The sequence below is a fragment of the Nostoc sp. ChiQUE01b genome, from assembly GCF_034531255.1.
In the GTDB taxonomy this organism is placed as follows: domain Bacteria; phylum Cyanobacteriota; class Cyanobacteriia; order Cyanobacteriales; family Nostocaceae; genus Nostoc.
This window is the reverse complement of record NZ_JAVRBM010000002.1, coordinates 284,769-303,473: the sequence shown is the minus strand read 5'-3', so window position 1 is coordinate 303,473 and position 18,705 is coordinate 284,769. Positions and strand designations below refer to the sequence as shown.

19 protein-coding genes and 1 pseudogene are annotated in these 18,705 nt (G+C 41.5%); 8 read left to right on the top strand and 12 right to left on the bottom strand.

The features are described from left to right. Window positions 1–364 precede the first annotated feature (364 nt). Entirely contained in the window at window positions 365–616 is a 252-nt protein-coding gene (locus tag RMY63_RS03010) for an HNH endonuclease signature motif containing protein (protein ID WP_322727267.1), read from the top strand. Here RMY63_RS03010 and RMY63_RS03005 read toward each other — a convergent pair. Further along, a complete protein-coding gene (locus RMY63_RS03005) occupies window positions 553–777 on the bottom strand; it encodes a hypothetical protein (protein ID WP_322727275.1) in 225 nt (74 codons plus the stop codon). The genes RMY63_RS03010 and RMY63_RS03005 overlap by 64 nt on opposite strands. Window positions 778–1,226: 449 nt before the next feature. On the opposite strand from RMY63_RS03005, the gene RMY63_RS03000 reads away from it, so the two are divergent. The 3 genes from RMY63_RS03000 to RMY63_RS02990 all read left to right on the top strand — a co-directional run bounded on the left by RMY63_RS03000 (window position 1,227) and on the right by RMY63_RS02990 (window position 3,171). Continuing rightward, window positions 1,227–2,306, top strand: coding sequence for a M4 family metallopeptidase (locus RMY63_RS03000; protein ID WP_322727266.1), 1,080 nt, complete (start codon window positions 1,227–1,229; stop codon window positions 2,304–2,306). A gap of 173 nt (window positions 2,307–2,479) precedes the next feature. Continuing rightward, entirely contained in the window at window positions 2,480–2,776 is a 297-nt protein-coding gene (locus tag RMY63_RS02995; RefSeq protein WP_322727265.1) for a protealysin inhibitor emfourin, read from the top strand. Then, on the top strand, window positions 2,773–3,171 hold the full coding sequence (locus tag RMY63_RS02990) for a nuclear transport factor 2 family protein (RefSeq protein WP_322727264.1): 399 nt from the start codon (window positions 2,773–2,775) through the stop codon (window positions 3,169–3,171). The genes RMY63_RS02995 and RMY63_RS02990 overlap by 4 nt, the downstream gene beginning before the upstream one ends. Window positions 3,172–3,221: 50 nt before the next feature. Here the strand turns inward: RMY63_RS02990 and RMY63_RS02985 are convergent, their stop codons facing one another. Next, window positions 3,222–3,698: a hypothetical protein gene (locus tag RMY63_RS02985; RefSeq protein ID WP_322727263.1), complete on the bottom strand. Its 477-nt coding sequence runs from the start codon at window positions 3,696–3,698 to the stop codon at window positions 3,222–3,224. 181 nt (window positions 3,699–3,879) lie between these two features. On the opposite strand from RMY63_RS02985, the gene RMY63_RS02980 reads away from it, so the two are divergent. Next, a complete protein-coding gene (locus RMY63_RS02980) occupies window positions 3,880–4,005 on the top strand; it encodes a hypothetical protein (RefSeq protein ID WP_322727262.1) in 126 nt (41 codons plus the stop codon). Between the two features lie 79 nt (window positions 4,006–4,084). Here the strand turns inward: RMY63_RS02980 and RMY63_RS02975 are convergent, their stop codons facing one another. The 5 genes from RMY63_RS02975 to RMY63_RS02955 form a co-directional block, all read right to left on the bottom strand. Next, on the bottom strand, window positions 4,085–6,481 hold the full coding sequence (locus RMY63_RS02975; RefSeq protein WP_322727261.1) for a response regulator: 2,397 nt from the start codon (window positions 6,479–6,481) through the stop codon (window positions 4,085–4,087). A gap of 145 nt (window positions 6,482–6,626) precedes the next feature. Continuing rightward, window positions 6,627–7,208 (bottom strand): hormogonium polysaccharide biosynthesis acetyltransferase HpsU, encoded by a 582-nt coding sequence (gene hpsU, locus RMY63_RS02970; RefSeq protein ID WP_322727260.1) that lies wholly within the window; start codon window positions 7,206–7,208, stop codon window positions 6,627–6,629. A 44-nt stretch (window positions 7,209–7,252) separates the two neighbouring features. Then, a complete protein-coding gene (locus RMY63_RS02965; RefSeq protein WP_322727259.1) occupies window positions 7,253–8,209 on the bottom strand; it encodes a glycosyltransferase family 2 protein in 957 nt (318 codons plus the stop codon). A gap of 182 nt (window positions 8,210–8,391) precedes the next feature. After that, window positions 8,392–9,324, bottom strand: a complete 933-nt coding sequence (locus RMY63_RS02960) for a glycosyltransferase family A protein (RefSeq protein ID WP_322727258.1) — start codon at window positions 9,322–9,324, stop codon at window positions 8,392–8,394. Between the two features lie 220 nt (window positions 9,325–9,544). After that, complete coding sequence (locus RMY63_RS02955) at window positions 9,545–10,354, bottom strand: hypothetical protein (RefSeq protein ID WP_322727257.1); 810 nt, start codon at window positions 10,352–10,354, stop codon at window positions 9,545–9,547. Window positions 10,355–10,724: 370 nt separating this feature from the next. Here RMY63_RS02955 and cobU point away from each other — a divergent pair, with 370 nt between their 5' ends. Further along, window positions 10,725–11,300, top strand: coding sequence for a bifunctional adenosylcobinamide kinase/adenosylcobinamide-phosphate guanylyltransferase (gene cobU / locus RMY63_RS02950; protein WP_322727256.1), 576 nt, complete (start codon window positions 10,725–10,727; stop codon window positions 11,298–11,300). A gap of 45 nt (window positions 11,301–11,345) precedes the next feature. After that, window positions 11,346–11,765 carry a hypothetical protein gene (locus RMY63_RS02945; protein WP_322727255.1) on the top strand — a complete coding sequence of 140 codons (420 nt, stop codon included), beginning with the start codon at window positions 11,346–11,348 and terminating at the stop codon, window positions 11,763–11,765. Between the two features lie 544 nt (window positions 11,766–12,309). Here RMY63_RS02945 and RMY63_RS02940 read toward each other — a convergent pair. The 5 genes and pseudogenes from RMY63_RS02940 to RMY63_RS02920 all read right to left on the bottom strand — a co-directional run bounded on the left by RMY63_RS02940 (window position 12,310) and on the right by RMY63_RS02920 (window position 17,785). Further along, window positions 12,310–14,772 carry a filamentous hemagglutinin N-terminal domain-containing protein gene (locus RMY63_RS02940; protein WP_322727254.1) on the bottom strand — a complete coding sequence of 821 codons (2,463 nt, stop codon included), beginning with the start codon at window positions 14,770–14,772 and terminating at the stop codon, window positions 12,310–12,312. 168 nt (window positions 14,773–14,940) lie between these two features. Further along, window positions 14,941–15,267 carry a hypothetical protein gene (locus RMY63_RS02935; protein WP_322727253.1) on the bottom strand — a complete coding sequence of 109 codons (327 nt, stop codon included), beginning with the start codon at window positions 15,265–15,267 and terminating at the stop codon, window positions 14,941–14,943. Between the two features lie 413 nt (window positions 15,268–15,680). After that, window positions 15,681–15,887: pseudogene (locus RMY63_RS02930) on the bottom strand (carbohydrate ABC transporter permease); the annotation flags it as partial. 423 nt (window positions 15,888–16,310) lie between these two features. Beyond that, a complete protein-coding gene (locus RMY63_RS02925; RefSeq protein WP_322727252.1) occupies window positions 16,311–16,562 on the bottom strand; it encodes a hypothetical protein in 252 nt (83 codons plus the stop codon). Window positions 16,563–16,957: 395 nt separating this feature from the next. Continuing rightward, a complete protein-coding gene (locus RMY63_RS02920) occupies window positions 16,958–17,785 on the bottom strand; it encodes a carbohydrate ABC transporter permease (protein ID WP_322727251.1) in 828 nt (275 codons plus the stop codon). 180 nt (window positions 17,786–17,965) lie between these two features. Between RMY63_RS02920 and RMY63_RS02915 the strand changes: the two genes are divergently transcribed. Further along, window positions 17,966–18,664, top strand: coding sequence for an aldehyde oxygenase (deformylating) (locus RMY63_RS02915; RefSeq protein ID WP_322727250.1), 699 nt, complete (start codon window positions 17,966–17,968; stop codon window positions 18,662–18,664). The last annotated feature ends 41 nt before the right edge of the window (window positions 18,665–18,705 follow it).

The window sequence follows — 18,705 nt, the reverse complement described above, 5'->3', positions numbered from 1 at the left end:
TTATACTTACTGTGTTTACCCATCTAAATTTCAATTGATAATGTATCAAAAAAATCAGGACTTACGCAAGATGTGCCTGAAAACCTGATTATTGCGTAGCGGTAATTCATGAATTACCGCTACTTTCGTTATGTTTTGCGTAAGTCCTAAAAATGTCTAACATCAGTCCATATAAATTGATTTTTTATTGTTTGTGAGAAATTCGCGATTATGTCTTAGCACTTAAAGGTAATCATCCAATACTACACCAGCAAGTTAAAAATTGGTTTGAGCAACACTTATCCCAAAAGTTTGAAGGTATTACCCATAGTTACGATGAACGCATAGAGAAAGGTCATCATCGAACTGAAAAACGTCAAGTTTGGTGTGTTCCGATTTCTCAACTACCACCTTTACAGACCATGTGATTCCTATTTCCAAAAGCGGTGCTAACTCAATTGATAATCTAGCTTTGACCTGTTTTCATTGCAATCGCAAAAAATCCGATAAAGTTAGAGTAATAGATGCGACCAATGCATATTCTGTTTTCTTTTATATTTTTACCTTCTCCCATTATCCACAAATTTCAGTGAATAGAATATGGAGGCGATCGCCTGCTGCGTCGTATTGCTCCTGATCGCTTGTGCTTCTGACTTTGAGAGTCCCAAATTTTTGGCTGACTAGCAGTGTTTGGTGGCTGTTTGTGAAAATTCTCGGTTTTGGATGCCTAGATTTGAGATCAGCCCGTCTCCAATAGGCATTTATCGCATTAACCGCTTGATAGTAACAAAACAGCAATAAATAATATTATTTCTCTCGATCGCAACTAATATATAAACGCATTAGGTCTGTAAAGGAGGTCTTGCTAACTTACACAAGAGTTTTAGCTGAAACTTACAGTAATTAAGCTGGCTTTGTGTTTTTATACAATAGACCTCTTGCAAAAGTCCCCTAAACCCCACCCCCAGCCCCTCCCCGCAGGCGGGGAGGGGAAACTTTGACGTAAGTCAAAGGCGGGGTGGGGTTCTTATTTTGGATTTATGCAAGAAGTTGAATATTTCCACATCATAAGTACCCATGAGGGTATCATCAATCCTCTACAAACCTATCCGAAAATACAGAGTAGAAAATTTTCTTCCCAAAAGAAACCAGAAACACACGATTTGGATTCGTTTTTCTGCTCCTTTCTCTAGTGGAGTTCAAGCCACTGTTTGCCATCACTTAGTTTCAAAAGGAGAATATCTTGGATGGCTCGAAATAAAAAGAAATCAGTCGGGTTTAAGTATGAGCATCCACCTGTCTCTAGATGCCCTATTTGTTGTATTATCCCGCCCCACATGCTGGAAAATGTCGTCGTGAATGGCAATCCTCAACAGCGGAGTTGGGCTTTTCATACATTAAATGTTTCAGCACAGCTTCGCGGACGCAGAGATGTTATAGGTAATGTTTCCTTTGCACCTTCTCCGGGTGAAAAGCGGCGCACCATTTACGATGCCAAAAATGGCCAGCAACTCCCTGGCACATTGGTACGCGGTGAAGGAGACCCACCAAGCAGTGATGCATCAGTAAATGAAGCCTACGATGCTGCTGGTGCTACTTATGACTTATTTCATGAAATATTCGATCGCAATTCCGTTGACGACAAAGGACTACGTTTAGACTCCACCGTGCATTATGGCGTTAAATATGACAACGCTTTTTGGAACGGCGACCAAATGGTTTATGGTGATGGCGACGGAGAAATGTTTCAGCGCTTCACCAAATCAATTGATGTAATTGGGCATGAGTTAGCTCATGGGATAACTCAGTATGAAGCGGGTTTGCAGTATTATGGCGAACCAGGGGCACTAAATGAATCGTTTTCTGATGTCTTTGGTTCCTTAGTGAAACAAAAGTCCAAAAATCAGACTGCACAAGAGGCAGACTGGCTGATTGGTGAAGGTCTTTTAGTCCCGACTGTCAAAGGTGTTGCCCTCCGGTCAATGAAAGTACCGGGAACAGCTTATGATGATTCGGTATTGGGTAAAGATCCTCAACCAGCCCATATAAAAGATAAATATACTGGTGTTGAAGATAACGCTGGAGTGCATATCAACTCAGGAATCCCTAACCATGCCTTTTATCTAGCGGCTGTGGAGATTGGTGGGTATGCTTGGGAAAAAGCTGGCAAAATATGGTACATAGCTTTACGCGATCGCTTGCGTGCCAAAGCAGATTTTAAAAAAGCTGCCAACGTCACCATTCAAGTTGCTGGCGAACTCTATGGTAATGACAGTAATGAGCAAAAAGCTGTGCGAAATGCTTGGCAAAAGGTAGGAGTTATTTAAAGTTAGGAGTGAGGAGTTAAGAGTTAGGAGTTTTTTCTTAACTTCTAACTCCTAACTCTTAACTTCTAACTTTTTAGATGTGTTGTTTGTTGTTGTTAAACTGGGAGGTGAGAACTATCATCTTCCAGTTTTAGTATATATTTTAACTAAGTAGCACAACGGAGAGCAAAAAAATGCGGGTATCATTTGAACGCACGGGCGGCTTTGCTGGAATTACCAAGAAGACAACCGTTGATACAGACACTCTCCCGCCAGATGAAGCTGCCACACTTCCACAACTAGTGGAAGTTGCTGATTTATTTAGGCTACCCGAACTAATTACTTCACCAAATCCCCAGAGCGATCGCTTTCAGTATAAGTTAACAGTAGAAGATAACGGCAAGCAGCATACAGTGACTGTGAGTGAGTCAGCATTGCCAGGAACCTTAAGACCGCTGATTGAATGGCTACAAACCATAGTACAGAAATGACACAAGATTCAGAAAATACTTTACAAGTTGCTCAACAGGCATTTGATAATCTGACGCATGGTATGGCAACAGGAGAGTGGGAACCGTTGTTAGATATGCTCACAGAAGATTTTACCCTTTGGTTTCCTATGGCAAAATTCCACGGGTTGAATGTGGGGAAAGAACGAGCTAGAGAATTTTTTGACTACGTTTCTGAATCATTCAATCCTGGATTGAAACTGGCTGGTCTAGACCGTGTTACGAGCAATGAAACGACAGCTGTTTTTGAGTTTCGGGATGAGGGGCTTTTGTTCGGACAGCCTTACAAAAATCGGGTAGCAGTTTCTTTTGATGTGCGTGGAGACAAAATTTGCGGCTATAGGGAATACTTTGGCAGCGATGGGAAATCCTATTAAATAATTCGTAATTCGTAATTTGCAATTATGAATTATTTAATTTAGTTTTATTAGTTATTCTCAGGGTTGAGTTCGTTGATTTCTCTGCACTTAGTCTCTGCGGCTTGATATGCTGTTAGATAGTCTTGACCACCCAACATTACATCACCGTAATATTCATAAGGTGGATCGCCATAAATTGGCAATGGATCATCTTCTGGATAATCTTCTTTTGATTCTTCAATGATGGCTTTCAGTTTTTTAACAGTCAGACTATGTGCTGCAAAATACCAGATTTCTTGGGGATTTTTGTTCAGGTAAGGTAATGTGGGATCGATAATGCGGACATCGAAGGCGTCGTCTAGCTCAATCCAACTGTGTTCAATCGGTTTATATGGCTTCCCAGGAAAAGCTAAAAATCCCTGAATATACCTTGCTCCCTCAGTAGATAATGCTGCTTTATAAGCATTATCAAATGGAGTACTAGCTTTGCTGTTTATCTGTTGGGCAATTTTGATTGACAGCGTTTCATCCAATAGTTTGTTCATCAATAGCAAGGATTAGAGCAGCCATGAAAACATATTACCACTGCTACTTACCATTTTGCTTGGGCATTGGGGATTGGGCATGGGGCAAAACAGTTCCTTTTTTCCGAGTTCCCAGTCCTGAGTAAAGAAGCAAGATTCCTAACTCAGCACGCAATACGGTTCAGTTAAGGAAATTTATCCGTTGAGGCAGGCAGGGGGAGCAGGGGATGCAGGGGAAGCAGGGGGAGAAAAAAAAGCTTATCTGAACCGTATTGACTCAGCACGGGCTAAACGCCCCGCTACCGCTAACATGACTCAGCACTCTTGAGGGGCGTTGGGCATTGGTTATTCACTAATGACAAATGACAAATGACAAATGACTAATGACTAATGACTAATGACAAACTCTAATTTGTGCTAATCACCATCTGTAAATTTCTTAACAAGTCGCTTGAGGTGTAGGGCTTAGACAAAAGGGTTTTGACACTATTACCAAGGTTTTTAATCATTTTATGATTGGATGCTAATCCACTAACACCAATAATTTTGATATCTGGATTAATTTTTTTCAACACATTGATAGTCGTTGGCCCATCCATAGATGGCATCATCATATCAACCAACACCACACTAATTTCTTGTTGATATTTTGTATATAGTGCGATCGCATCAATACCATCACTAGCCACTAAAACTTTATAGGCATTTTGTTCTAACCAAGTTTGAGTAACCTCTCGAATTGAATCTTCATCATCAACAACAAGAATTAATTCTCCATGACCTGCTGGTAATTCCTGATATCTAGCTAATTTACTATCTGCTTCGATTGTCTGCCTTACGGGTAAGCAAACTTGAAACTCTGTACCTTTGCCCACTTCACTAACTACATTTACAAAACCACTGTGGCTTTTGATAATGCCAAGGACTGTTGAAAGACCAAGCCCTGTGCCTTTACCTACTTCTTTTGTTGTGAAAAATGGCTCAAAAATTCGATCTACTATTTCTCTTTTAATTCCTGTACCTGTATCGCACACAGTAATCATCACATAAGAACCCACCTTAGCATCAATATTCATCCGGGCATAGTGGCTATCAACCCAGAAATTCTTCGCAGAAATTTTTAGGATACCGCCATGAGGCATAGCATCACGAGCATTAATGCAGAGGTTCATCAGTACTTGGTGTAGCTGAGTCGCATCACCAAAGACATTCCAGAAGTTTTGCTGGGGAACATCAATGCGGATTTCAATAGCTTTGGAAAATGTTTGCTTAACAATATTTTCAATTTCTAAAATTGAATTCTGTACCTGTAAGGTTTTAAAGTTACCTACAGATCCGCGTGAAAACCATAGCACTTGTTTAACTAAATCTGCTGCACGTTTAATATTTGTTTCCATAATTGTTAGCCATTTCTGACTTTTTTCATCCGGCAGCTTTGCCTCTAAAAGTTGTACTGTCATCATCATCGGTGTCAGTGCATTGTTGAGGTCGTGGGCGATGCCACTTGCTAAAGTACCAAGACTCTCCATCCGCTGGGCCCGGAGAAACTGGGCTTCAAGTTGCTTTTTCTCTGTGATGTTGGAATTGACAATCAGGATGGATTTGGCTTGTCCCCGATCATCATTTACCAGTGTCCAACAGCTAGCAACGATGATTTCTTTGCCTTGTTTTGTGACTTGATGTAACTCACCTTGCCACGAACCACTCTCAGCTAAAGTTTCCTGGATGTTTTTCAGTTGGCAAAAACTTTGCTTTCGATAAAAAAGCTGATTGGCATTCTTGCCCATTACTTCTTCTGCCATCCAACCGTAGAGATGTTCAGCCCCTTTATTCCAAAATTGAATTTGGTTAATCAAATTTTGAACGATAATCGCGTCTGTGGTGATATCAAGCAAAGCAGCTTGCTCACGGATTTTCTGTTCTGCATCTTTGCGATCGCGCAGCACAGCTTGCTGTTCCGTAATATCAATTAGAAAGCCCGCCATCCGAGCAACTTTGCCTGTAGAATCTAAAAAGATATAGCCGTTGTCCTCAACTGTGATATAATTGCCATCTTTACGACATACGCGAAATTCCAGGTGGAATCGCTCTTTTGTGGATAAAACGCGGTTAATCTCTTTGTTAAAGAAGTTTCGATCGTCAGGATGAACCAATTCTAGCCAGCGGTTCAACCCCCCCAACATCTCAGGCATAGAGTAACCTAATATTCGCTCTACATTGCCACCATATTTAATCTCATTGGTATGCAAGTGCCAGTCATAGAGGATCTGACCACTTGCTTGAATTAGTGCTTGATAGCGATTGTTCCACTCATCTAATGCATTTGAATGACATCGTAGTTTTTCCTCTACCCGTAGGCGCTCCAAGACTTCGCTCTCTAAACGTTTATTTTGCTCTGTGAGTTTTTTTGTGAGGTTTCGTAAACGTATATGGGTATTTACCCTAGCTAAAACCTCTTGATATTCTAGAGGTTTGGTAATGTAATCTACTGCGCCAAGATTCAAACCTTTGACTTTATCTACGTTGTCACTCATGGCAGTTATAAATATTACGGGAATATCTTGAGTGGCTGGATTTGTTTTCAAAAGTCTACAAGTTTCAAAACCGTCGATTCCTGGCATTAATATATCTAGTAAAATCAGGTCAGGCAAAGCATAAGCTGCCATTTTAACAGCACTTTGTCCATCTTCAGCTACTAAAACTTGAAAACTGTAATACTCTAATAAATCAAATAATACTTGTAAATTAACAGGAGTATCATCGACTATTAAAAGAACAGGCTTTTCATTTTTATTAAAATTCATGCTTGCCTCTTATTAAGTTTTTTTTTAAATTCTCGAATTTGTTTGTCTTTAAAATATATAGCGATCGCACTTTTATTATCTTCCCAAAAACAAATAAATAGGTAGCACAGCTAGCTGTACTACCCTATTCTATTTATCTATAAAATCACGGGGTTGTAGAGGGATCGAGTTTTAGCCGAGGCGTTTTGGGACGACACGGACTTCCGCAACAAACCTGTCCAGAAGGCATATTAGTAAAAACACTACTCCGAGCGCCAATCACAGCATTAGCCCCGATTTGCACTCCTGGCCCAACAAAACAATCTGCCGCTACCCATGCACCATTTTCAATGGTAATACTCGCTGTTTTCAACCCAAAGGCAGGATCTTGGAGATCGTGAGTACCAGTACACAGATAACTTTTTTGGGAAACTACGCAATGTTCGCCGATATGGATTTGATCGAGGCTATATATAACTACGTTATCTCCAATCCAACTGTAGTTGCCAATAGTGACTTTCCAGGGGTAAGTGAAGCGGGCTGTGGGTCGAATTAATACACCTTTGCCGATACGAGCGCCAAATAATCGTAGCAAAGCAGAACGCAGAATATTTAACGGTTGAGGAGTTAGAGGAAAGGCGATCGCTTGTACAAACCACCATAATAAAACGTACCAACTTGGACGCCCCCGGTCAAACCAAGATTGGTCATATTTGCGTAAATCTACGAAAGGTTGGTCATTAGTCATTTAGTTAGGAGTTAGGAGTTAGGAGTTAGGAGTTGAGACAGCAGTTAGGAATCAATGGTCAATAGCTTTGCTTCTGCTTCTCTGTTCCCCTGCTCCCCTGCTTCATCCTTCGCCGTAGTTGCAGTATTTAAGTGACCACCACAGTTGCGTAATTCGTAAAGTTTAACGCCAATTTGATATTCATATTGACTCAGCAAACGTGCATAGATATATCCCGCTTTGCCATCTAAAAAACCGCGTTGAATTATATAGAACAAAACAAATCGCAAAACGGGTTTAAATGGCAGGTGTACCCAAACTTTTTTCAGAAATCGTTTGCGTTGCACGGCATCGCCAAATAGATTAGCGCCGATAGTACCGCTATCATCTTTACCTGTAAGAATATTAAAATAAACCCTGGCTTCCCAGTTTGAATATCGGTTGTGGCGTTCTAACCAGTGGTAAAGGTCGCGGAAGTCTTCGTGGAGCATATCATTTTTGAGATACCCAACTTTCCCCTGCAAAACCACGTGTTCGTGAACTTCGTTATCACCAGTATTAGGAATATCTTCTGTATTTAGATTTTCGTAGCGACCTTTTTTATGTTGAAATAAACGTAGATTCCAATCAGGATATTTACCACCATAACGAATCCATTTTCCTAAGAAAAATACGCGGCGGTTGAGATAATAACCTGTATATTCATCATTTTGAATTGCTTGGTCAATTTCTTCCCAAAGTTCGGGGGTGATGCGCTCATCACAATCTACAATTAGCACCCATTCATTACGGAAAGGCAAATTATCTAAAGACCAGTTTTTCTTTTTGGGCCAGCGTCCATTGAAGTTGAATTGTACGACATTTACACCGTAACTTTTAGCAATTTCAATACTGTTGTCGCTACTTTGAGAATCTACTACAAATATTTCATCTGCTCTGCTGAGGCTAGTAAGGCAAGCAGGCAAGTTAGCTTGTTCGTTTTTTGCCGGAATTAGTACTGAAACTGGTATTTTAGATGACATATATTTAGGAGTTAGGAGTTAGGAGTTAGGAGTTAGGAGTTAGGAGTCAGAATGGACTGGAATATGATTGCGGATTTTAAACTCTTTCCAAATTGGAGATTTGAAGGTCTACAATCAGGTAGTAGTTGAATCCCTAACAGAAAAGCATTCTGAATTCTGAATTCTGAATTCTCCATTCTTCTTTATTTCTTATTTGATGTAGATAAAAGACCCTGAATAGCAGCATTTAAGTAACCAATCTGACCGTAAGCATACACCAGTTTGTCAAACCGTTCTGCTGGATCGGAGAAATATTGTAATGCTTTATACAAGCCTCGCACAAACCGTTCGCTACCTCGCAGCAATTGAGCGATCCCAGCTTTACCAGCGAGTTGTTCTCGATAGCATTCACTGATACCCTGCCACCAGCCTCGGTTTAAAAACCAAGAGCGTTGGAGGCGCTCTGGGGCTACATTGTGAGCGACGAGTGCTTCGGGAAGATAAGCTACTTGCCAACCACGCTGTAGGGCAAATTCGGTCATTTGCAGTTCTTCGTTAGATAATAAATTTTTCCCCACTCGACCGAGATGAGGATCGAAACCGCCAATTTCTTCTAGGAAACTGCGGCGGATGGAGTAATTTAAGCCTCTGGGTGTTGAGCCAGGTTGCTCAATGTAAATGGTACTGTCACCTAAGTCGTATGCACCCAAATTTGCAGCTAGTCCCGGAGATAGCCAGCCTGGTTGTTGAATTCCTGGAGGCCACAGGAGAGTGACTTTGCCACCTGCGATCGCTAGTTTAGAATTATTGTAATAGGCAGAATATAAAACTTGTAGCCAGCCCTTACTGGCAACGGCATCGTCATCTAGATAAGCAAGAATATCACCACTGGCTACCTTTGCACCCGTGTTACGGGCGACAGATAAACCAATGGTGGGTTCAAAAACATACTTCAGGCGCGGATTGTGGGTTCTTTGTTCTACAACCTCACGAGTGCGATCGCTAGATCCATTATCAACTATCACAATTTCAAAGTCAGCAGCAAAATCCTGTGCTAAAAGACTATCAATTGCAGCCCCTAAATAGGTATCTCGATTGTAAGTACAAATAATGGCAGAGATTTGGATGTCTGGCATAGATTTAATTTTGGATTTGAGATTTGGGACTTTCCTTCTCTACGAGACGCTGCGCGAACGGAACGCTACACGTAGCTTGCTTCCCCGGAGGGGTACGGCTACGCTCAGTCGAACGATTTTAGATTAAAATCTAAATCCAACGCATAACTGCTGAGAGTTAATCTAAACCAAAATTTACCGACCTACCAACCGAGTTTCTTCGGAAATAATCTTTAAAACTTTACGTTTGTTGAATATGACTGTGTAAAACTACAAGAGTTTGCGCCAGTTGACTAAGGCGGGTTTCCAAAGATTGCTTGCGCCCTAACAGTTGACGTAACTTTTGGTAACGAGCGATCGCCATACTAACATTGGGAACCTGATCCGCTGGACATGGGCGCGACCAAACTTTACCAGTATCGTCTACACCACAGAGGCGATAGCCAGTAATAGATGATTGATAAGATACTTTTCCACCAGTGGCGCAAATTTCTTCTACGTAGTTCATCAGGCGGTCAACTTCTGCATGGCGAAGTGTCGCGGTTCCTCCCGGTTCTGATTCAGTGGGATTGGATTCTAACCAGCCATTGACAATTGGCCCTTCTAAGTAAATATCCTGAATTTGCTTCAAAATATTTTGCAATTCTGTTTGCCAACCGCCGACAGTTTCCTGAATTTCTTGGAGTAGATTCATCGCCAATGCTGGATTTGCTCCGTGGCGATGGCTACTAAAGCTCGGAGTTTTCAACTTGGGTAGGCTGGGTGTTTTGCTACCATTCTCTTCTGTTTGAAAGGTCTGCACAGAGTCATGGTGAGGAAAGAAATTTTGTTCTGAAGGATAATCACTCTCAGTCTCTTTGCCCAATTCAACGAGTTTCTCATCCTGAGAGGATGGAATTTGTGTACTTTCTGTGGGTTCGTTGGCTCCGACGCTGATTCTAAAAGAGAAAGGTCGTTTTGTCGTCGAATCACCTGTTTCGGCAGTAGAGGCAGTGCCGTGATTCCCTAAATCGTGTAGAGTTGCTTCAATGCGTTTTAAGCCTGCGTTCATAAAGATATCCTAAAGTTTGCTTTCCCCAGTGGTATTGAATAATTGAGAATGGGGTTGTTGGGATTTTTAGCTTTTGCCAGTTGTAGCATTAATCATGCTGGTGCTAATTTTATCCCTTAAAAGTTATTTGAAACCAAAAATATCACCGATGAAGTAAAAAATTGTGGTAATAAATTGTAACTGTGGATATGTGGAGGAGGCAGGAGGTTGGAATGTATTTGTTGGTCTCAACCCCATCTAATTCCAAGCCACGAAATCGTAGATTTTGGTGAAGAACTCAAACCGCAAGAGGCGACGGCAATATTCCTTCTACCTCCTGCCCTCTGCCTCCTGCCTCCTGCCTCTCTTGTTAAATACTCAGTAAAAAACTTTGGGTAAAATCATCTTAGTAACAGGGCCAGCACGATCTGGTAAAAGTGAATGGGCGGAAACTTTGGCTATGCAGTCAGGAAAAGCAGTTATTTATATAGCAACAGCCACCGATAACCTAGACGATCAAGAGTGGCATCAACGCATTTTAGAACACCAACAACGTCGTCCCCAAGACTGGGTAACTTTATCTGTACCCGTGGAACTGTCTGCTACCCTTGCTGATGCCAAACCCTATACCTGTCTTTTAGTTGATTCTTTAGGAACTTGGGTTGCTAATCTCTTAGAACAGGATGAATCTAACTGGGAAAATATCCTTGCAGAGTTATTAGAGACAGTGGAACTGGTTGCTGCTGATATGCTGTTTGTAGCTGAAGAGGTCGGTTGGGGTGTGATACCAGCTTATCCCCTTGGGAGAACGTTCCGCGATCGCCTCGGTTCTTTAGTACGCCAGCTAGCAACACTTAGCGAAACTGTTTATTTAGTGACTGGCGGCCATGTTCTCAATCTCAGCATCCTTGGTTCGCCACTCTTAAATAGAGGTGATCCTGGAACATTCAGGAGTCAAGATTCTTAACTCTTGATTCAAATCAATCCTAAATTTAAAATCTAGAATTGTAATATGGCAACCAAACAAGAAGTTAAACAATACCTTGCCTACTGGTTTCAGTTAGGTAAGAAAGTGATTACGGGCAACGGTGAGGCAAGCTTTTTGCCCCAATCCGTGCTAAATGGCGATCGCTATAGTGAAGAATTTGAAGAATGCTGGCAAAAAATTATTTCACCGGAATCGGGTGATTGTTACCTTGAGGGTACATACGAAACCATTGCTGAATTGTTGACACCAGCATGGAATATGCTCCCTTGCAGCCGATGCAGTATGCCAGTAGCCGCGCGAAACGTCGGGATGCCGGCGTTGTTATGTCCCTGCAATGATTTACCTAACTGGCCGAATACTGAATTGCCAGCACCGCGAGAGCCAATTAAAACTCAAGACCAGCTCCAAACAATTCGCGATCGGCTTGTAAAGAATATTACATAAACAACCAATTTGGAAATCTGACAACTTTTTTCTAATTTTCTAATTATTTGATTATTTTGATTTCTCCTGTAGTGCCCTTAAGTCTCACTACAGAATTTTTATATGTTTGTACAAGCTAGGGGAAAAATAACTATTGGTTATTATCACAACAGCCAAGGTGCTTAGAACATCAAGAGATGATAAAACTTAGACACCAAAGACTTTTCACCCAGTCCCCAGTCCCTTGCTATAACTAAAGTTCATTGCAAAGCAGCAATGTCTACGACGGTCTACGCCAACGCACCAACAAAAGTTACGAGAATCTCAAATTTTAATTATAGCAACCGCCAAGGCAGTTAGGACATTGGTGATTGCTCAAAACCTTGAAATTACTGGGTTTTTACTCAGCACTCAGTACTCAGCACTCAGCACTTTGCTATGAGTAAGTCGGTGCAATAAAACCAAACTGTGTGAAGAAAAGTAAATAAGGCTCAAACTCTTTCTCCCCCTGCTCCCTGCTCTCAGCAAGAACTACCTTATTCCAACAATAATTATTTACGCCGACCTACTTAGCAGCACAAGATGTAGCAACGAGTGAGGAGTTATGGGGCGATGCCGTGGGTACTTGAGCAACCAGAACCACGTTCCCATTGGCATCTAGAATCCACCCTTGGGCTTCTACAATTTGAGTAGGTTCATTGACAGAATTAACCTTCTGTGATTTTTCTTCTCTGTATCCCTGCGCCTGAATAACGGCTCTTTTCTGAATACCCTCAGCCCGATTCTGACTCTCTGGAGGGAGGGCGATCCAATCTGCTAGCACTGCATCATCAGCTATCAATGGCTCTGTGGGATCGGCTTGTATTCCTCCACGCCCAGTAGTAACAAATGAACTTCTTCCTATTTTTCCACCAGAACTACAACTAGCAGCAATTTGCTGCGAAGCATCAACCAGATTTACAGGTAGTTCCACTAATCCTTTACTGGGGTCAGCATCTGGTGAGTTGATTTGTACAGTGCCACTTAATGAAGGGTTTTGCTGAGAAAATGCACTGATATCACTTGTTGGTATGTTATTCGGGTTTATATCTTTTGAATCGAGCTTTTCCACGTCTGCACGAGTGCGTGACACAAATCCAAAGGTATTCTTCGCGGTGATTGCGATTTTACCACCAGAACCAAAGTTGGCGTTGGCGGTAATATCGCTATTTCCGAAAAGAGTGGCGACGAGAAAGCCATTAGGTGCATTGATGGTGATATTACCGCCAGTTTTATCACCTCCGGCATTAGTAGAGATTTGACTGTTGCGACGCATCAGTAATAAGTCCTGCACCTGTACCGCAATGTCACCGCCCTTACCTGACTCACTATCAGATGTGAGTTTTCCTTTATCCAGCAGGATGGAACGAGCGCTGACATTGAGCTCGCCTGCTAGACCTAAATTAGGTACATCCTTTTGATAGTTAACATTTTTTCGAGCTTCACTGCTGACACTTATTGCCGCCCCATCTTTGATAATCAATCGCCCTGTAGTTAGGGTCAAGTTGCCGCCATTTCCAGGCCCTTGAGTGCCAGCAAACAAGCTACTGAGCCTAGAACCATTTGCTGAGGTTCCCATTAATTCTACGGACTCGAAGGCGTTCACTATCAAATCTCCTCCATTTCCTGTAGCTGGTATAAATTGGTTAGAAAAACGCCCAAGTATACCTTCAGAACTTGTTGATATTGCTGCCCCTCCCTCAATACGTAACTTTCCAGTATTAATTATTATGCTGCCAGCATTTTGAGCGCCAAAAGTTGCACTAAATAATCCACTGGATATTAAATCACTACCATCTGGTAAGGGAGAAATGGGGATGCCTGCGATTAGTTCTACGGAATCTAAGGCATTGATGGTCAATTGCCCCGACGATCCCGAACCAACATTGAACATTAAGACTTGCGCTCCATCTTTGACAATCAACTTTCTGGTAGTGATATTTATATTTCCAGAGTTTCCAGTGTCGAAAGTTCCAGTAGACAAGAACGCATTTAGTCCAAGTTCTACAGACTCCGAAGCGTTCACTGTTAAATTTCCTCCTGGTTGCGCTCCCAGAGTAAGAGCCAAAATTTGTGAACCGTCAGTTACCAGTACACGCTGTCCTTGCAGGTGGATATTACCACCACCTTTGCCACTGGTATCTACATTCGATGGAATCTCACTTTGCTGGGTTAGTTCGATGTTCTGAAAATTTTGAACACCTTCATATCCTAATGCCCAACCTTGATTCGTTGAACTTAGACTAACCAAACTATTGCCAGCAACACTTCCTAACTCAATTCTTCCCCCACTTGCCGTTAAATTTCCGCCCTCTAGCGTTATACCACCGCCTATAAGTGCTAAGGTTTTGCCTTGCCGCACTTGTAGACCAACACCTTGTCCGAAGGTATTAATTGCATTATTTGGACTTGCTTGGGATTGATTGCGAATAGGTCGAGCAGTTGTTCCGAATTGTAAGCCAATAGGAACACTTTCTATGAGTAGAGGTGCAGTTTGACCAGATGTAGCACTAAACTTTGTACCATCAGCAAAGTTCAAACTACTTGCCGTGCTAGCTACAAATGAACCGCCGATATTTAAAGAAGCATTGGGCCCAAAAACAATGCCGTTAGGATTAATCAGAAATACGTTGGCTGTGCCGTTAGCTTTGAGAATGCCATCTATATTAGAAACAGAATTGCCTGTCACCCGACTGATGATGTTCTGAATATAGATTGCATTGTTAAAATGGGCTGTCCTTCCCGCAGAGACAGAAAACTGTTCAAAGCTGTGGAACAAGTTTGTACCACGAACTGCTCCACCATCAATTTGGTCTGTAGGCTGACCATCGATTAGCTTTGGTGTAATTATTGAGCTTTCAGATCCGAGCGTGGTATCTGTTTGAATTTGAGCTAAGGCAAAACTCTCAGCAAAAGTGAGCACTCCAGCAATTACTAGAGTACTCACTATTCCTAACTTCCACTGGCAACTGCTTCGATTTTGAGACATGAAAAACTGGCGCTCAAAAAATAAGAGTTTATTAAAATACTGCTTTTTGCTAATTAGTGATGTTAGTACGCTGATGTTATCTCTGTAACCTAACTACTACAGAAAAGCAAAGTTTAGTATTTTTACATTCACTAGAATAAACTCTTTCCAGTCCGAAGATTAAATTATTTAGCAGTAACAGCCTAAAGGACTGCCAGTTGATGGGCAAGGGATACACAATGCTTTTTTCACCAACACAATTTCTGGTATTGAAGCTGTTGGAGTTACTGGTAATAATGCATTGGGTTGCTGTTCATCAACTGCATCATCAGATTTGAGTTGATTGGGGTCGAGATTACATTGCCAATGAATTCTCAGGACTCTATATTCTAATAAGCCGTACTTTTCAAGCACTGAATGTAAGTCAGCATTTTCTAGGCTTTGATCCATTTTCTGCTGAATCTCTTCTTGTAACTGCTGTAACATTTCAGGGTCTATAACTTGTTGAGAACTCATGAGTATTTTCGTTCCTGACGGGATGTGTATAATTATTGCTTCAGTTTAGTTAGCAATGATTACGCTGAGTGTCATAAAAGTTCATGTTTTCCTGCGGGATTTCCTTTACTGCTATTTTGAGGTAAATAAACCACGCAGTAGAGGCATAGCATTGCTCATAACAATGGAAGTCAATGCATTAAAAGACTTCCAAATAAAAAATATCCAGCGTTGCTGAATCAAGGGATGATTCTTGTAGGGTGGGCATCTTGCCCGCCCCGAAATATAACAGACTGGCAAGATGCCCATCCTACAAAACTAACAAAATCATCCCGCAAATATGCAACGCCAAATATCCAATTTATTTATTCTGGGGTGGGCGTCTCGCCGCCTAATAACTAAAGGCGGGCTTCCACTCACCGCCTGTTTCTTTGCTAATTCTTAATCCCCGTCGCCACAATACCCTGAAGAAATTGACGCTGACCGATGATAAATAATACCATCACTGGAAGTGTCGCTATTGTCACTGCTGCCATCATCAAGGGCCAATTATTCGTAAATTGCTCCTGAAACCCAGCCAACGCTAGTTGCACTGTTCTTAATTCTGGTCGTGTCGTAAATACCAGAAGTTTAAATAAATCTGTCGTTCCCGCAGAGACAGAAAACTGTTGAAAGCTGTGGAACAAGTTTGTACCACGAATTGCTCCACCATCGATCTGGTCTATAAGCTGACCATCGATTAGCTTTGGTGTAATGATTGAACTTTCAGATCCAAGCGTGGCATCTGTTTGAATTTGAGCTAGGGCAAAACTCTCAGCGAAAGTGAGCACTCTAGCAATTACTAAAGTACTCACTATTCCTAACTTCCACTGGCAACTGCTTTGATTTTGAGACATTAAAAACTTGCGCTCAAAAAATAAGAGTTTATTAAAATACTGCTTTTTGCTAATTAGTGATGTTAGTACGCTGATGTTATCTCTGTAGCCTAACTACTACATAAAAGCAAAGTTTAGTATTTTTACATTCACTAGAATAAACTCTTTGCAGTACGAAGATTAAATTATTTAGCAGTTACAGCCTAAAGGACTGCCAGTTGATGGGCAAGGGATACACAATGCATTCAAACTTCGAGATAGTTTAGTTTCATATTGGGCGCTAGCGGGAATTATTTTGATATTGTCTTGTGCTGTAACGCCATAATTATTAGGTAAATTGCCGTTCTGCTGAATTTGAGCAATAGCAGAGTTTGTGGACAAAACTACCGCACCACTTATTGCAATTCCGAGAACTTTAACGGAGTACTGAAGATTATTCATGCTTAATATTGCACCTTTTTCAAGAAGAAAATAGCAATGGCTACACAGCAACCAAGCTTTAGTAAACTCCAGTACTATACATTAGAATCAGTAATCTACATTTATTTCATTATCAAAAATTTAAGAGGCTGTTTGTAAGTCAGCATTTTTCAAGTTTTCAGAAAGTTTTTGCTCAATCTCGTTTTGTAATTGTTCTAATGTTTGAGAATCCATGATTGTTTGACTTCCTTGCGGATTGTGTACGATTATTGCTTCAAGTTCGCTTGTAATAATTACGTACTCTATAATAAAACTTCATATTTTCCTGCTGGATTTCTTTAAAGCATTGATGATTTATGGGAGGGCGTTGCTGAATATAAATATGAATTCGTCTCACGCAGAGGCGTCATCGGTTGCTAATTCTTAATCCCCGTCGCAGCAATACCCTGAAGAAATTGACGCTGACCGATGAGAAATAATACCATCACTGGCACTGTCGCTATTGTCACTGCTGCCATCATCAAAGGCCAATTATTCGTAAATTGCTCCTGAAACTCAGCCAACGCTAGTTGCACTGTCCTTAATTCTGGTCTTGTTGTAAATACCAGAGGCTTAAACAAATCATTCCACTCACCAATGAAGGTGAACAAAAACAGCGTTATCAAGGCCGGACGAGCTAAAGGTAACATCACCCGCCACAAAATTTGCAGTCGGTTCGCCCCATCTATCGCTGCGGCTTCCTCTAACTCTATGGGAATTGTCTGGAAATATTGACGTAATAAGAAAATCCCAAATCCGCTAACCGCAGTGGGTAGAATCAGCGCCCAGTATGTATTTATCAGGTGTCCCCATTTCAACACCAAAAAGATGGGAATCACCAATAACTGAAAGGGAATCACTAAAGTTGCTAAAACGACTAATAACAGTGCTTGGCGTCCCCAAAACTTCAACCGTGCTAGGGCGTAACCAGCCAAAGCAGAAGTGACAATCTGAAACGCCGTCACAGCGATCGCTACCAAGGTAGAATTAGCAAACGCCAGCAAAAATTTTCCTTGTTGCCACGCAACGCGGTAATTTGCTAAAGACCAGTTATTTTTGGACAAATTTTCTGGGCTGGCCGCCGTCGGTGCAAAGGAGGTGAGAAAGACCACAAACAGCGGTAGTAGAACGATAAATGCCCCTAACAGTAAGATTATTAGGCTCAAAAAATCACCAGATTTCACATTCGGGTTTGGTTTAGACATAACTTGAGCCGCAAAGCATTTATTTCCCTAGTACTAGAGCATTGCCCCCAGCAACCATTAATCTATAAACATAGTCTACTTGTTAAGTTAAATTAAACCACAGTGATTATTACCCTCAGTTCATAAGGTAAATTGAATCCTGGTGTTAAATAATTCAAGTTTACAGGAGTAAACATAACCATGCAGCAGCTTGCAGACCAATTTAAAGAATTAGATTTCAAGAGCGAAACATACAAAGATGCTTATAGCCGGATTAATGCGATCGTGATTGAAGGGGAACAAGAAGCCCATGAAAATTACATCACATTAGCCGAATTGCTGCCGGAATCTCATGATGAATTAATTCGCCTCTCCAAGATGGAAAGCCGCCACAAGAAAGGATTTGAAGCTTGTGGGCGGAATTTGGATGTTACCCCAGATTTGCAATTTGCCAAGGAATTTTTCTCTGGACTACACCAGAATTTCCAAACAGCAGCGGCCTCCAAGAAGGTGGTCACTTGTCTGTTGATTCAGTCTTTGATTATCGAATGTTTTGCGATCGCAGCATATAACATTTACATCCCCGTTGCCGACGCTTTTGCCCGCAAAATTACGGAGGGAGTAGTAAAAGATGAGTATAGCCATCTCAACTTTGGAGAAGTTTGGTTGAAAGAACATTTCCCAGAATCCAAAGCTGAACTAGAACAAGCAAATCGCCAGAACCTACCCATAGTCTGGAGAATGCTCAACCAAGTAGAGGGTGATGCCCACACAATGGCAATGGAAAAAGATGCTTTAGTAGAAGACTTTATGATTCAATACGGAGAAGCATTAAGTAACATAGGTTTCACAACTCGCGACATCATGCGTTTGTCAGCCTACGGACTCATAGCCGCTTAAAAGAGTACTGAGTAACGAGTGCTGAGTGCTGAGTAGTTCAA

Bases quoted from the DNA above. Each gene is read 5' to 3' on its own strand.
- RMY63_RS03000 (WP_322727266.1), top strand. From the start codon at position 1,227: ATGGCTCGAAATAAAAAGAAATCAGTCGGGTTTAAGTATGAGCATCCA.
- RMY63_RS02995 (WP_322727265.1), top strand. From the start codon at position 2,480: ATGCGGGTATCATTTGAACGCACGGGCGGCTTTGCTGGAATTACCAAG.
- RMY63_RS02990 (WP_322727264.1), top strand. From the start codon at position 2,773: ATGACACAAGATTCAGAAAATACTTTACAAGTTGCTCAACAGGCATTT.
- RMY63_RS02985 (WP_322727263.1), bottom strand. From the start codon at position 3,698: ATGAACAAACTATTGGATGAAACGCTGTCAATCAAAATTGCCCAACAG.
- RMY63_RS02975 (WP_322727261.1), bottom strand. From the start codon at position 6,481: ATGAATTTTAATAAAAATGAAAAGCCTGTTCTTTTAATAGTCGATGAT.
- hpsU (WP_322727260.1), bottom strand. From the start codon at position 7,208: ATGACTAATGACCAACCTTTCGTAGATTTACGCAAATATGACCAATCT.
- RMY63_RS02965 (WP_322727259.1), bottom strand. From the start codon at position 8,209: ATGTCATCTAAAATACCAGTTTCAGTACTAATTCCGGCAAAAAACGAA.
- RMY63_RS02960 (WP_322727258.1), bottom strand. From the start codon at position 9,324: ATGCCAGACATCCAAATCTCTGCCATTATTTGTACTTACAATCGAGAT.
- RMY63_RS02955 (WP_322727257.1), bottom strand. From the start codon at position 10,354: ATGAACGCAGGCTTAAAACGCATTGAAGCAACTCTACACGATTTAGGG.
- RMY63_RS02945 (WP_322727255.1), top strand. From the start codon at position 11,346: ATGGCAACCAAACAAGAAGTTAAACAATACCTTGCCTACTGGTTTCAG.
- RMY63_RS02940 (WP_322727254.1), bottom strand. From the start codon at position 14,772: ATGTCTCAAAATCGAAGCAGTTGCCAGTGGAAGTTAGGAATAGTGAGT.
- RMY63_RS02935 (WP_322727253.1), bottom strand. From the start codon at position 15,267: ATGAGTTCTCAACAAGTTATAGACCCTGAAATGTTACAGCAGTTACAA.
- RMY63_RS02925 (WP_322727252.1), bottom strand. From the start codon at position 16,562: ATGAATAATCTTCAGTACTCCGTTAAAGTTCTCGGAATTGCAATAAGT.
- RMY63_RS02920 (WP_322727251.1), bottom strand. From the start codon at position 17,785: ATGTCTAAACCAAACCCGAATGTGAAATCTGGTGATTTTTTGAGCCTA.
- RMY63_RS02915 (WP_322727250.1), top strand. From the start codon at position 17,966: ATGCAGCAGCTTGCAGACCAATTTAAAGAATTAGATTTCAAGAGCGAA.